The sequence below is a fragment of the Paenibacillus sp. AK002 genome, from assembly GCF_053903045.1.
In genome coordinates this window covers 6,424,793-6,438,140 of the sequence record NZ_CP096377.1, presented here as the reverse complement: position 1 = coordinate 6,438,140, position 13,348 = coordinate 6,424,793, and the positions used below count along the sequence as shown (strand labels likewise).

The following is a 13,348-nucleotide window of genomic DNA, read 5'->3' as shown; positions in this document are numbered from 1 at the left end:
CATCGGCAAGTTGTTTTGGTTCCCGGGATGATACTCATATTGTTGAAGGCGTGAAGCACACTCCGAGCGTATAGCGAGGGGTGTGCTTTTTGCGTTTATTGGCGTATTGGGGTGGAAGATGTAGAGATCAGATGCTAATAAATCATAGTTATGACAGTATTCGACAAAAGGCGTTGTGAAACGAAGCTGTTTTAAGTTGGGTGAGCTGAGCGTTGAGGAGAGAAACAAATACGAAATGGAAGTCACTGCAGTTAGATCAGAACGCTCGTGCATTTATATAGATTTGGAACTAACTCAAACTCTGGCTTGAGATTCTATCTTCTATTAGCAGGGCTGGCTAAAGGGTTGAAGTTGTGGAAGATGATGAAGATAGGTATTTGATATAGAAACCTAATTAAATAGTTATTCACGGAGCTCTAGCGAATCTTTCATCCAATGCTTCCCCGACTGGTATTAGATCCACCAGTTTTTTTATGAAAGGAGGATCTGAAAAGCAACTGAAGCATGTTGCAAACTACCAAGTTCCAGTACCCATAAATGATCTTTTGAGCTGTTTATACGTCTCAATATTGGAGTTGATGTCATGCAGATTGCCATTTATGCCATTCGAGAAGCAGAGAAATGGAATTGCTATCTCTCGCTGGATATGAGGGTGGATATTCAATGGTGGTGTGGAAGAATGAGTCAGGCGGATGAAAGGGCCGGTACACCGTTATTGGTGCTGCTGTCCTCTCGAGTACCACTGGGATGGGCCGTTGAAATCCAAGCGAGATTTCAGCCGATTCCAGACATGGATCGATGGGAGAGGCCAGATTGGCAGAGATATATGTATCAGGCATTAAGCTCGTTTTTACTGCAAGAGCCGGAGAGCAGTAGGTCGAAATGGAGCGCCTTGTTGCAGGAAATCCAATTGTTGGATGGGACTTATCTAAGTTCCCTGATCGAAAAGGGAGCCGTGCTAGTGGGCTGGGATGCCCTGGTGCAGCAGACGGAGCTGCTGATCGAGTGCATGGCAGGACGAGCCTTGCTTGCTGGCGAGGTCGAAGCATTGTTGGGGGAGGTTGCCGTGGGCACCGGCGACTGGCGCGCCGCGGCCCAGCTCGGCGTCCTGCTGGGCCGCCTGCGCTTGGAAGCGGGGCTGGCACAGCCCGCCCCGCGCAGAGGGCCCGGCTGGCTCCGCCGCCGGGCCATGGCCCCCCGCTGCCGGCGTTGCGGCAGCGAGGCCAAGAGCCGCACGGCATGCGCCGCGTGCGGCTCGGCGGCTTGCGCCTATTGCGAGGCTTGCCTCGCGATGGGGCGCAGCCGCGCTTGTGCCCTGCTGCTGCATGGCACAGCAGGGTCGGCCGTGCGGGGCACGGCCGGGGGTTCCCCCACCGCGGCCTTGGGCCGGTGGGGGCTTAGCGCAGCGCAGAGCGCCGCCGCTGGCGCTGCGCTGCGGTTTTTGGCGGAGCCGCCCGCAGGGGGCTCCGCGGTGGCCGCCGCCCGGTTTCTCATCTGGGCGGTGACCGGTGCCGGAAAGACCGAAATGATCTTTCCGCTGCTGCAGTCCATTTTGGATGCGGGCGGGTGCGTCTTGGTCGCCGCGCCAAGGCGGGATGTGGTGCTGGAGTTGGCACCTCGGTTATCGAAGGCTTATCCCGAGGAGACGGTGGTCACGTTATATGGCGGAAGTCCGGAGCGTTGGAAGCGGGGGAGCATCACGCTGGCAACGACGCATCAGCTGCTGCGATTCAGGGGAGCTTTTGATCTGGTCGTGATCGACGAGATTGATGCCTTTCCCTATCATAACGATCCGATGCTGGATTACGCGGCCAAGGGTGCTTGCAAACCAGGGGGGAAATATATCTATCTGTCAGCTACCCCGCCAACGCCTCTACAGCGCGAAGCAGCTGCTGGTCGGTTGCCACATGCGAAAGTTCCCGCACGCTTCCATGGTCATCCGTTACCCGTTCCTCAGAAACTGAAAATGTTTGCGGTGAGCCGCTGTCTTCAAGAAAAAAAGCTTTCCCCACTCCTGGTTCGCAGCCTGAGTGCCTCTCTGAGACGCGGAGCTCAAGTGTTCCTGTTCGTTTCCCGGATCAAGCATATTGATCCTATTCTGGAACTGCTCCGCAAGGCGATTGCCCATATGCCGATTGAAGGGACTTCATCCATCGACCCGGAGCGGGCGGGCAAAGTGATGTCCTTCCGAAACCGCGAGATTCGCTTGCTGGTGACAACAACCATTCTTGAACGCGGGGTAACGGTTCCCAAGAGCGATGTTTTTATTTTGGATGCAGATAGCGAGCTATTTGATGAAGCGGCCTTGATACAGATGGCCGGTCGTGCGGGCCGATCCAAGGATGATCCGGCAGGACGGGTAGTGTTTGCTGCGCCGCAATGGACCAGGTGCCAAAGCTCGGCAGTTCGGCAAATCAAGGCTATGAATCGAATCGCTGGTAAGGGTGGGTATTTACGACAAGTTCAAGAGGTGACGGGTAAATAGGGGGGGTGACTGGGAGCAAGCGTGTGGGCGATAATTATAGTTCTCGTACTTCTGATGTAATCTAGTCTATCCGCAGAGCCGCATTCTTTTTTCAATCTAACCAAGAAAGGAAGGTTTGTATTTGATATCCAACGTCTTAAGCCAACTCCTCGGGCACATGCATCGTTTGCTAAAACCGATGGACGAGATCTGCCTCACTTGCGGAAAAATAGGCTCATGTAACCAGGAACTTCCGGGGATATGCCATGCCTGTTATCGGCAGATCCCATGGATTTTCAAACCCCGATGCTTGCGATGCGGGCGGGGAATCGGTTGTCCCGACTGTACTCGATTAGGCGTGAACGATCGGAGCTTTGTTTCGAATCGGAGTGCGGTAACCTATGACGCGCAGATGAGGGAGTGGCTGGCCCAATATAAATATAGGGGGAATGAGCGGTACGCGCCTCTTTTGGTCGAGATGATGCTGAGAGCCTTTACGATGTTTCATCGAGAAGCGAACGTCCGTCTGGGTGATCATCGTTTGCGGAACGCGCATAGTGTACCCTGGAGCATACATGCGGTTACTTCGGTTCCGGTCAGCCAGGAAAGGCTGCGGGAGAGGGGCTTCAATCAAGCGGAAGTGCTGGCAAAGGGGCTTGCGGCTAGCATAAAAACTTCTTATGTTCCGCTGCTGGAACGTGACCGTCACACGAATAAACAGAGTTTTAAGAGCCGGATGGACCGGCTAAAGGATATGGAGGGTGTTTTTGGCGCGTTACAGCAAGCACCCGAAGTGTTGTGGTCTATAAGTAAGAGGGGCGCAGCGAATACCGGTTCTCCAGAGGAGATATTACCGATCATGGGGCCACTTCGTATATTACTCGTCGATGATATTTATACCACCGGGAGTACGATTAACGCTTGCGCCCAGGTTTTGCGAGGATACGAATCCTTTTTGGAAATGCCCATCGAGATTTATAGTTTAACCTGGGCGCGCTCATAAACAACCGAAATAGGAAAAATATGTGGATTCTCCTTTCGAATGATAGACGTAAGCCCTCAGATAATGTAATCTAGGGGTATCAAAGGTTCTATGTGGCATGGAGGTTGTTGAGCATGAATTTGGGGAATTGCCCTCGGTGCGGCAAGTTATATACGGTGAATATTCGGGAAATGTGTCCTGAATGCATGAAAGTGATTGAGAAGGAATATGAGAAATGCGCAACCTTCCTGCGTGAGCAAAAAGGCGCAACCATCCATGAGGTATCTGAGGCTACGGAAGTATCCGTGCGGCAGATTACGAAGTTTATCAAGGAAGGCCGGATCTCGATTGCGAACGCGCCGAACCTGGCGTATCCTTGCGAAGTGTGCGGAACGTTGATTCGCGAGAGCAATATGTGCGAGTCCTGCCGGACCCGATTAACGAGGGAGCTAAGGCAGGCGGCTGCCGGCGACCAGGAACATCAGCCTGGGTCCCGCAAAGACAGAGAGACTTATAGTGCAGTCGATAAACTGCGCAAATACTAACTTTTGAACTATTAACAATGTTTCATATCCGGCCGATAAACTTAGTAAAGCTTATCGGTCTTTTATTTTAAGTGAGGTGAATAGGGCGTGAAGATTAACGAATCGGGACGTGTGAACGGCATCAATTCGTATCAACGGAATATTGAATCTCGGGAGATGCAGCATATCGATAAGAAGAAACGCCGCAAGGATGAAGTATCAATCTCCCCGGAGGCGATGGAACTGAGTGCACAGAGTAAAGTACAGGATCCGGAACGCGCGGAGAAGATCCAGCGTTTAAAGGAAGCTGTAACCAACGGCACATATGAAGTGCCGGTTGATCGTTTGGCAGACAAATTACTCCCGTATTTTCAATCCTACAATAAATCAGGTGAGTCCAAGTGAGTGTACAGAATGTCATTTTAGCAATGACGAAGTTAAATGATGTCCATCTTGAAATGATAGACGTCGGTAAAGAGAAACAACAGGCAATCATTGATAATGATTCGTCGAACTTGACTCGGCTGATGACGATTGAAAATCGGTTGTTAAGACAGATGAACGAACTGGAACAGCAGCGCGTGGAGCAAGTGGATTTTTTCCTGCAGGAAAAGGGAATACGTTCCCAATTGAGTCTAAGCGTAACCGAGCTATCGCGGCTTGTATTCGATCCGAACGAAAAGCAAGAGCTTATGCAAATCCGTGATAGCTTGCTGAGTAACGCCATGATATTAAAAAGGCAGAATGAATTAACGACCCAGTTGCTTGAGCAGTCTCTGCATTTTATTGACTTCTCTTTAAATATAATCGTTGGTGTGGATGAGGAAATGATTTATAAGAAGCCTACGGACACTCCACCGGCTCTTTCGAATAAAAACAATTTTTTTGATGCCAAAGCGTAACGTGGCACGTATTAAGGAGAGAACACATGGTATCTACATTTCACGGGATTGAAACCGCGAAGCGCAGCCTCTTTGCTCAGATGGCAGGCATGAACACGACCGGTCATAACATAGCAAATGCCAGCACTCCGGGGTACTCACGGCAAGTTGTAGGCTTGATCGCTTCACGTCCTCTGGCTATGCCAGGGATGTATAATCAGATATCTCCTGGCCAGCTGGGCACAGGTGTCGAAGTTAATTATATCAAACGTGTAAGAGATCAGTTTTTGGATCAACAATACTGGAACGCCAATCGCTCTCTTGGTGATTGGGAAGTACAAGCAGGAACGCTCTCTAAACTGGAAACGATTTTTAACGAACCCTCTGAGTCTGGGTTGACAACGGTTATCGATAACTTTTGGAAGGCTTGGTCTGAATTCAGCAAAGACCCTGAGAACGTAACTTCAAGAAAGATCGTCAGGGAAAATGCCTTAGCGATGGCAGAGGCCTTTAACGAAACCAGCAAGAAAATAACCGACATGCAGGCGGATTTGACTCAGGGCATTAACGTAAATGCAGATCATATCAATACACTGACAACTCAAGTGGCGCAGCTGAATTATGAGATTAACCGCATTGAAGGCTTTCGTGATAATGCCAATGATCTTAGGGATCAACGCGACCTCATCATTGATGAATTATCCCGTATGGCTAATGTAACTGTGGTGGAAGAAGAAACAGGATACCGGGTTACTGTGGGCGGGCTTGAATTAGTCGCCGGAGACGCTGCTGTCCCTGTTACTCCAGCTCAACTTGAGACGGCCTATGCAAGCAACGGGCTAAATAGCGGGGAACTATTCGGCATCATTAAATCCAGGGATGGTATCGTAAAAGATTACTTGGACCAATTGAACGAGCTGGCCAATACGATAGCTAACGGGGATGTGAGCATTACGATTCCAGCAGGCTCGGTACTTCCTGAAGGAACGGTATTAAATGGTGTAACCTATAGCGGCACTACAAGAACATTAACCGCGGATACGACGGTAACTGTCAAAGGCTTGAATGGACTTCATAAACTTGGGTATCTATTTACTTCACCTGCTCAGGCTGCCGGAGACTTCTTTAGCTCGAAGGATGGTGGGCCTATCACGGCTGCCTCATTTAGCGTTAATAATGCCATTGTCCAGGATCCTAATAAAATTGCTTCCTCACTGCGAGTTGTAGCTGGCCCTAATGGGGATGAAGTAGTGAAAGGTAATAATACGCTTGCTTTATTGATGTCTCAGCTTAGAGAACGGCCGTTTACATTTAACTCCATAGCAAGTAACAATGGTATAACGACAGGTACCGTAGACGATTACTACCGGGCTGTTATGGGGCAATTAGGCGTACAGAGCCGGGAGGCCTTAAGACAACAAGATAATAACCAGCTGCTAGTAGATCAGGTTGATTCCAGAAGACAATCGGTAAGCGGAGTTTCTTTAGATGAAGAGATGTCGAATTTGATCAAGTTGCAGCACTCTTATGGAGCTGCTTCCCGTTTTATGACCACTGTGGATCAAAACCTGGATAAGATCATTAACAGCATGGGCGTTGTAGGTAGATAGAGGAGGCGATAGTTCATGGCTTTACGCGTTACACCAGGTATGATGAACCTGCAAATGATCCGAAATATTAATACGAATTTAGTGAGAATGGACGGCAATATGAATGTGCTTTCCACAGGTATGAAGCTAAATAAGCCGTCTGATGATCCTGTCGGGATTACATATTCATTAAGATATCGAAGCGAACTGTCGTTTAATGAGCAGTTTCAGAAAAATGCGGACACGGCACTTTCATGGCTGGAATATACAGACACGGTGATAGGTCAAGTCAATGAAATTTCTCAGCGTGCCAACGAATTGATTGTTCAAGCAGTCAATGGTACTAATCCGCAAGAGGCATTAAATGCTGTGAATACGGAATTGAACCAGATTTACGAACAACTCGTATCTTTGGGTAACAGCAAATTTAATGACAAACATATCTTTAACGGACAGTTAACCGATCAGGCGCCTTATGATGAAGCACTCGCTCCTACACAAGTGACGGATACACACGGGATTACTTATAAATTTACCGAGGGGGCTTCGCTTACCATTAACGTTACAGGCCAAGACGTTTTTGGCGAGCCTACGGATCCGGATAATTTATTTGCAGTTCTGAAGAGAGTCCAGACTGCACTGAATACAAATGATAAAGCTGCTGCCCAAGCAGAGCTGGGCAATTTCTCCAGCAGAATTGCTAAGCTGAATGAAGCAAGGTCCGAGATTGGAGCCAAAACCAACCGGGTGGAACTTATAAGCCAGCGTCTGGGTGATCTTGAAATGAACCTTACCTCCATGCAAGCTAAAGTCGAGGATGCGGACTATGCTGAGACTATTATGAAGTTAAAACAAGATGAGAGCGTGTATCAAGCCTCGTTGGCCACAAGCGCTAAGATTATGCAGATCAGTCTCCTGGATTACCTCAGATAGTTAAGGAGGGACAGATGAATCTACTGCGATTATCTATCCGGCAAACCTATGCTAATATAGGAATGGAATCTAGGCAGGGGCAGTTCCAAATGAAGTCCCCGCAGGGAGAGTTAAATGTTGAGACAACCCCTGCCGCGATGGAAGTACAAAGAGCACCTGCTGAATTGACTATTGATAGCTCAAAAGCATGGATGGCATTAGGCAAAGGAAATCATTTGGAGTGGTTGCAGATGGTTTACTCCCAAATGGATCAACAATTTCTGACGAATGTCTCTAGAATCGTGGACGAAGGTAACAGATTGGCTCAGTTTACTAAACCGGGAAATTCGATTGCAGATATAATGGCACAGAGAGTTCAGGAGAAACCGATCATAGAATACAATGGTACGGCTTCTAATGATAATGTTAGAGTTCAATATACACCTGTTGATCTACAAATGAGTTGGTCCTTGCATCAAACAAATGTAAATTATTCACCGCAACGTCCCGAGGTTGCTTATACCCCTGGTGGAGTAGACGTTTATATAAGAAATCAGAATAGCCTGAAAATTTGGGTTAGCGATTATGATCTATATGGTTGATAATGAGACTATAGCTTCTGAAGCTGTAGTCTTTTTTAGGAGGTTATTAGAATGTTGGAGAAGTTCCATAACATGCAAATTTCATTTCAAGGAAATATTCTAGGTTTTAATCATTTAAATAGTTTTCGACTAGAGTCGATCGAGGGCACCCCGTTTGCTTACTTAAAGAGTGAAGAGGACGAGGATATTTCCTTTTTGACGGTAACTCCATTTCAGTGGTATCCGAATTATTCCATACAGTTAAATGAATCTATGAGGAGCACATTGCATTTGGATCAGGCAGAAGACGCTCTAATTCTGTGCATTGTAACAATGAAGGGAACATTGGAGGAGTCTACATTAAATCTTGTGGCACCACTAATTGTAAATGTTTTAAATGGTAAAGGAACTCAGTATGTTGTTCAGGAGAACAATGGTTATCGAACGAATGCTCCTTTGATTACGGATAAGTCAGATAGAATGGAGTTGAAATGATGCTTGTACTGACAAGGAAGCGAGGGCAATCCATTCTCATTCAGAATGACATTGAGATTTATATCTCTTCTATAGAAGGAGATAGTGTGAAGATCGGTATTCGAGCGCCAGAAGATATTGTCATCTTAAGAAAGGAATTAGTGGAAGAAGTAAAAGCGAATAATATGGAAGCTACCAATGCCAAACTCGATCCTAGTCTTATAAAAAAAATAAAAAAATAAAAAATGCGAAATATAATATAAACTATTCTGATTTGATTCCGATATAGATAATGTAGGACGAAGAGCCTACTTCACAAGGATGTGAATTAAAAACTCAAGGAGGAATAATCAATGATTATCAACCACAATCTTAACGCGATGAACTCTCACCGCAACCTGTCTTTCAACAACATTCAACAAGGTAAATCTTCGGAGAAGCTATCTTCCGGTTACCGTGTAAACCGTGCTGCTGACGATGCTGCGGGCCTCTCGATTTCCGAGAAAATGCGTTCCCAAATCAAATCGATGAACCAGGGTATGCGTAACGCTCAAGACGGAGTTTCCCTTGTGCAAACTGCTGAGGGCGCTATGAACGAAATTTCTGACATGCTGACTCGCATGAAAGAACTGGCGACTCAAGGTTCTTCCAGCACGTACAATGCAAGTGACTTGGCAGCAATGGATGCCGAATATCAGGAACTGGCAACAGCAATCGGGGAAATCTCCACGAACGCTGAGTTCAACGGAATCAAGTTGCTAAGCAATACTGATACTCTAAACATCCAATTGGGTGGTACTGAAGCCGAGAAAGTTGAAATTGACATGAGTAAAGCAGACATCAGCGGACTTAATTTTGGTGGCCTGACTGATCAACCTACTGCTGTAGCTCAGCTTGCAGTAATTGATACAGCAATCGGAACTGTTAACGAAGCACGTTCCGCATTGGGTGCGTTCCAAAACCGTCTTGAGCACATGTACAACAACGTGGGTACAACTGCAGAGAATCTGCAAGCTGCGGAATCCCGTATCCGTGATACTGACATGGCTAAAGAAATGATGAACTACACGAAATTCAATATCTTGCAACAAGCTTCTACTGCTATGTTGGCTCAAGCTAACCAAGCCCCTCAAGGTGTACTGCAATTGTTGCGTTAATTGGATTAGCTTCAAGTCCAGTAGGAGTCCACTGATTCAGTGGACTCCTTTCTTATAGGAGAGAACCATGAGAATATCGATATGCATGATCGTCAAAAATGAAGAACAATACATCGGTTCTTGTCTGCAGAGTCTTCCAGGCGACATTGAAATTGTTATCGTGGATACAGGTTCCACAGATCGAACAACCGGAATTGCCGAATCATATAGTAACGTTCGTTTATACCACTATACATGGGAAGAAGACTTTGCAAAGGCAAGAAATTACTGTCTCTCTAAGGCAACTGGCTCTCATATATTTGTGTTGGATGCGGATGAACGTTTTCAAAGGGGATCATACGAACAAATATTGAATTATGTGAAACAAAACTCACAAAAACCGGCTGCTATTATGATTCGGAATATCGACGACTCTCACGAGTTTACCCGAGTTCATCGTATGGTTCGGTTATTTCCTAATCATGAGAAATATAGATTCCATGGTCCTGTTCATGAAGTGTTATATAATGGTCAGTCGATGGCTTCATTTGAAATGGCCGAAATTATGATTGATCATTACGGTTACAATCGGTCAAACTATAAAGAGAAAAAATATGAATTGTATCTTTCGTTGTACCAAACGCAACTTCGGAAGAATTCAACAAACGGCTACATGTGGTACCAGCTGGGTAAGTTGCATGCTTCTGTCGACGAACTTGAAGGAGCATGTGAGGCATTTATTCAAGCCGTTAACTTCATGACTGCTCCAACTTTATCCCATGCTGCTATGGTTGTTGAATTCGCTAAAGTACTGCGTAAAGCCCAATTAATTGAGGATGCCATCCAACTGTTAGAAATCAACCAAAATCATTATTCCGATTACGCGGAATTATGGTTTCAGCTTGGTTTGCTATATATGGACGTTGGCCGAATGGAACTTATCCCGATTGCCTTTAAGCAGGCGATTCAAATTGGGGAGACTGGGAAATATGCGACAATCGAAGGTGCAGGTTCATTTCTTGCAGCCTATAACTTGGGCGTGTTTTACGAAGTAACCGGGAAAACAGAGGAAGCCTTAGTGTACTACAATATAGCTAAACCTTATGAGCCTGCGGTTCTTCGAGCTGATATTGTCAGTAGAGGAGTGATCGAATGACTATTCGTATATCTGGGATGTCTTCCGGCATGGATATCGACCAATTAGTAGCCGATTTAATGAAAGCGGAAAGAATCCCGCTGACAAAAAAGACCCAAAAGAAGACTACCACTCAGTATAAAATGGATCTCTATAGGGATGTAAATGCTAAATTAATGGCCCTTCGGGATAATCTTAATAAAATGCGTTTTAGCGCCGACTTTTCCGGAGTCAAGGCAACTTCATCTAACGAAAATGCCGTGAAGGTAAGCGGAAGCAATCCGGGGAAAGTGACAACGACGATTGAAGTCAAAAATTTGGCGACTCAGGCGACTAAGAAGAGCACAGAAAAAATCACAAACGGCAGCGCTCTTGATTTAAGCAAATCTTTGGAGAATAATGCTGGGAATTTTCAAACTACCCCGACTCTGGACCCTTCATCTGGTGCTTCAAGCTTAGCGATGTCGATAAATGGTGTAGAAATCACATACAGCAAGGATGATACGCTTCAGAGCATCATTAATAAAATCAACCAATCGAGTGCCGGAGTTGCTTTGAGTTACGATTCTGCTGCAGACCAATTTGTTTTCCTATCCAGGGAAACCGGCAAGGCAGCTAAGATTGACGCACAGGATACGGAAGGGAATTTTCTGGCGGCCATCAAGATGGACAACAATGTCAGCGAAGGAAAGGATGCTAAGGTCGTAATCAACGGAATAGAATCTGACCGTTCAAGTAATTCGTTCACCCAAGATGGAGTTACTTATACCCTTTTACAGCAGACGTCATCAGCAGTTACAATTACGAATAATAGCGATACAGACGCAATAATCAACAAGATTAAGGAATTTGTCGGTATCTACAACGAGGCAATGACGTTAATCCAAAAATTAACCGATGAAAAAATCGCAAGGGGTTACGATCCATTAACAAGTGACCAGAAGAAGGAAATGAGCGAAGATGACATCAAGAATTGGGAGGTTATGGCTAAGCGAGGGCTGCTTAGAAATGACTCCCTACTGGAACCATTTGCTCGGACAATGCGTTCTTTTTTGTCCCAGGCTATTCCTGTCGACGGAACGACCAAAATTTCTCCAATGGATATCGGATTAGGAACAACAGCTTATGCAGGGAATGCAAAGGATTTTGCAGCTTCAGGTGGGAAAATCGTGTTGGATGAGGCTAAGTTAAGAAAAGCGATTGAAGCAAACCCTAACCAAGTAGAGACGATGTTCACACTGGCTTCCCCAACTGGTGGTGAAGAAGGATTATTCCAAAAAATGTATAAGCAGTTAAATGCGACGATTGGTGAAATCACCAAAAAGTCCGGCAGCATTGGTGGTTCTTATAACGATATCAGTTCAGAATTGGGTAAGCAATCCAGTAAAATGGAGCTGGAAATCAAAAGACTTGAAGATAAGCTTCTTAAGAAGGAAGACAATTATTACAAACAATTTGCAGCTATGGAAAAAGCAATGGCATACAGCAATAGCCAATTAAATTTCCTGATGCAAAATATGGGATAATAAAGTCGAGGAGGGTCTCAGATGCAGGTTCCTAACTTACCATCAACTTCCTTGTCTCACAGCAATGCACAGGTTAAAGAACCATCATTTACCCCTAGCTATGTAGGGACTAGTTATCAGGATCTTCAGACGAAGAACAAGGTACAACCGTTGTCAGTTAGTGAGAAGGCAGTGCTGGATGCGATTAACAAAGTAAACAGAACTCTTGAAGGCACGCCACAACGGTATGAGTTTAAATTGCATGCATCAACTGGAGATCTGATTATCAAAATTTATAACAAAGAAACCAATGAAATCATCCGCGAGCTTCCTCCGGAGAAAATGATTGAATTGGTAGAGAAACTTCAGCAAATAGTAGTAGGCGCAATAATTGACGAAAAGAGGTAATCGGCCATGCAGCAAGCAGTGAACCGATATTATGAGACACAAATAAAAACTGCTACACCCGAAGAACTGACGTTGATGCTTTATAACAGCTGTATTCGGTTTTTAAAGCAAGCGTATAATAGCGTGGAGAATAGAGACTATCAGAGTAAAAATTCATACGTCACAAAGGCAATTAACATTATTGATGAGCTGCATGCGACACTTAATATGAACTATGACATCTCTAAAAGTCTCGCTTCGTTGTACGAATATTTTAAGCAACGTTTAGTCCATGCAAGTATGCGGTTGGACTTGGAAGTTTTCCAGGAAATTATTGACTTGGTTACAGATCTCCGTGATACATGGCATGAGGCAATTAAGACGGTGAAGCAAAAATGATGGACTCTCATAATTTGGTGGATACTGCCCAAGCATTGGTAGACTTCACAAAACAATATCTGATAGAGATTCAGTCTAATGAAGATTGGTCGTCTAAGTCAGACGAATTTATCTCCATACAGTCAAAGCTGGTCAAAGATTTTCATGATGCAGATTTCAATAGCCTGCCCGTACAAGAAAAAAAACAGGTTCAGGAATTATTCCGTGTCTGTTACCAGTTAGAATTGCAAATAAACCATGAGATTGCTAGGCAACATGGGATTGTCTCAAATCAGATCAGTCAATTGCGCAAAGGGAATAATTTCAAAAGTAAATATGAGGTATCTTCTCTCGGTTCAGGTATCATGTTTGATACTTACAAATAATAAGGAGGATTTGC

At 45.4% G+C, this 13,348-nt stretch carries 16 protein-coding genes; all 16 read left to right on the top strand.

Annotated features, from left to right (window positions below; translation table 11 throughout):
* Window positions 1-583: 583 nt before the first annotated feature.
* The 16 genes from M1D70_RS29115 (at window position 584) to M1D70_RS29040 (ending at window position 13,334) form a co-directional block, all read left to right on the top strand.
* Window positions 584-2,485: a helicase-related protein gene (locus M1D70_RS29115; RefSeq protein ID WP_456288597.1), complete on the top strand. Its 1,902-nt coding sequence runs from the start codon at window positions 584-586 to the stop codon at window positions 2,483-2,485.
* A 337-nt stretch (window positions 2,486-2,822) separates the two neighbouring features.
* The gene (locus M1D70_RS29110; protein WP_456288596.1) at window positions 2,823-3,467 is read left to right on the top strand and encodes a ComF family protein; all 645 of its coding nucleotides are present in this window, start codon (window positions 2,823-2,825) and stop codon (window positions 3,465-3,467) included.
* 113 nt (window positions 3,468-3,580) lie between these two features.
* Window positions 3,581-3,991 (top strand): TIGR03826 family flagellar region protein, encoded by a 411-nt coding sequence (locus M1D70_RS29105; protein WP_009594229.1) that lies wholly within the window; start codon window positions 3,581-3,583, stop codon window positions 3,989-3,991.
* A gap of 87 nt (window positions 3,992-4,078) precedes the next feature.
* Window positions 4,079-4,375, top strand: a complete 297-nt coding sequence (gene flgM, locus M1D70_RS29100; RefSeq protein WP_015737724.1) for a flagellar biosynthesis anti-sigma factor FlgM — start codon at window positions 4,079-4,081, stop codon at window positions 4,373-4,375.
* Entirely contained in the window at window positions 4,372-4,872 is a 501-nt protein-coding gene (locus M1D70_RS29095) for a flagellar protein FlgN (protein WP_456288595.1), read from the top strand. The genes flgM and M1D70_RS29095 overlap by 4 nt, the downstream gene beginning before the upstream one ends.
* Window positions 4,873-4,898: 26 nt before the next feature.
* On the top strand, window positions 4,899-6,461 hold the full coding sequence (gene flgK / locus M1D70_RS29090; protein WP_456288594.1) for a flagellar hook-associated protein FlgK: 1,563 nt from the start codon (window positions 4,899-4,901) through the stop codon (window positions 6,459-6,461).
* A 15-nt stretch (window positions 6,462-6,476) separates the two neighbouring features.
* Window positions 6,477-7,373, top strand: coding sequence for a flagellar hook-associated protein FlgL (gene flgL / locus M1D70_RS29085; RefSeq protein ID WP_213580652.1), 897 nt, complete (start codon window positions 6,477-6,479; stop codon window positions 7,371-7,373).
* Between the two features lie 14 nt (window positions 7,374-7,387).
* Window positions 7,388-7,954, top strand: coding sequence for a DUF6470 family protein (locus tag M1D70_RS29080; protein WP_456288593.1), 567 nt, complete (start codon window positions 7,388-7,390; stop codon window positions 7,952-7,954).
* A gap of 51 nt (window positions 7,955-8,005) precedes the next feature.
* A complete protein-coding gene (locus M1D70_RS29075; protein WP_456288592.1) occupies window positions 8,006-8,428 on the top strand; it encodes a flagellar assembly protein FliW in 423 nt (140 codons plus the stop codon).
* Window positions 8,428-8,649: a carbon storage regulator CsrA gene (csrA, locus tag M1D70_RS29070; RefSeq protein WP_326114713.1), complete on the top strand. Its 222-nt coding sequence runs from the start codon at window positions 8,428-8,430 to the stop codon at window positions 8,647-8,649. Before M1D70_RS29075 ends, csrA begins: the two co-directional genes overlap by 1 nt.
* Before the next feature lie 111 nt (window positions 8,650-8,760).
* The gene (locus M1D70_RS29065) at window positions 8,761-9,564 is read left to right on the top strand and encodes a flagellin N-terminal helical domain-containing protein (protein WP_326114714.1); all 804 of its coding nucleotides are present in this window, start codon (window positions 8,761-8,763) and stop codon (window positions 9,562-9,564) included.
* Between the two features lie 85 nt (window positions 9,565-9,649).
* On the top strand, window positions 9,650-10,699 hold the full coding sequence (locus M1D70_RS29060; protein WP_456288591.1) for a glycosyltransferase: 1,050 nt from the start codon (window positions 9,650-9,652) through the stop codon (window positions 10,697-10,699).
* Complete coding sequence (gene fliD / locus M1D70_RS29055; protein WP_456288590.1) at window positions 10,696-12,204, top strand: flagellar filament capping protein FliD; 1,509 nt, start codon at window positions 10,696-10,698, stop codon at window positions 12,202-12,204. Before M1D70_RS29060 ends, fliD begins: the two co-directional genes overlap by 4 nt.
* 21 nt (window positions 12,205-12,225) lie before the next feature.
* On the top strand, window positions 12,226-12,591 hold the full coding sequence (locus M1D70_RS29050; RefSeq protein ID WP_456288589.1) for a flagellar protein FlaG: 366 nt from the start codon (window positions 12,226-12,228) through the stop codon (window positions 12,589-12,591).
* A 6-nt stretch (window positions 12,592-12,597) separates the two neighbouring features.
* Window positions 12,598-12,969, top strand: coding sequence for a flagellar export chaperone FliS (fliS, locus tag M1D70_RS29045; RefSeq protein WP_326114720.1), 372 nt, complete (start codon window positions 12,598-12,600; stop codon window positions 12,967-12,969).
* A gap of 17 nt (window positions 12,970-12,986) precedes the next feature.
* Entirely contained in the window at window positions 12,987-13,334 is a 348-nt protein-coding gene (locus M1D70_RS29040) for a hypothetical protein (protein ID WP_456288588.1), read from the top strand.
* The last annotated feature ends 14 nt before the right edge of the window (window positions 13,335-13,348 follow it).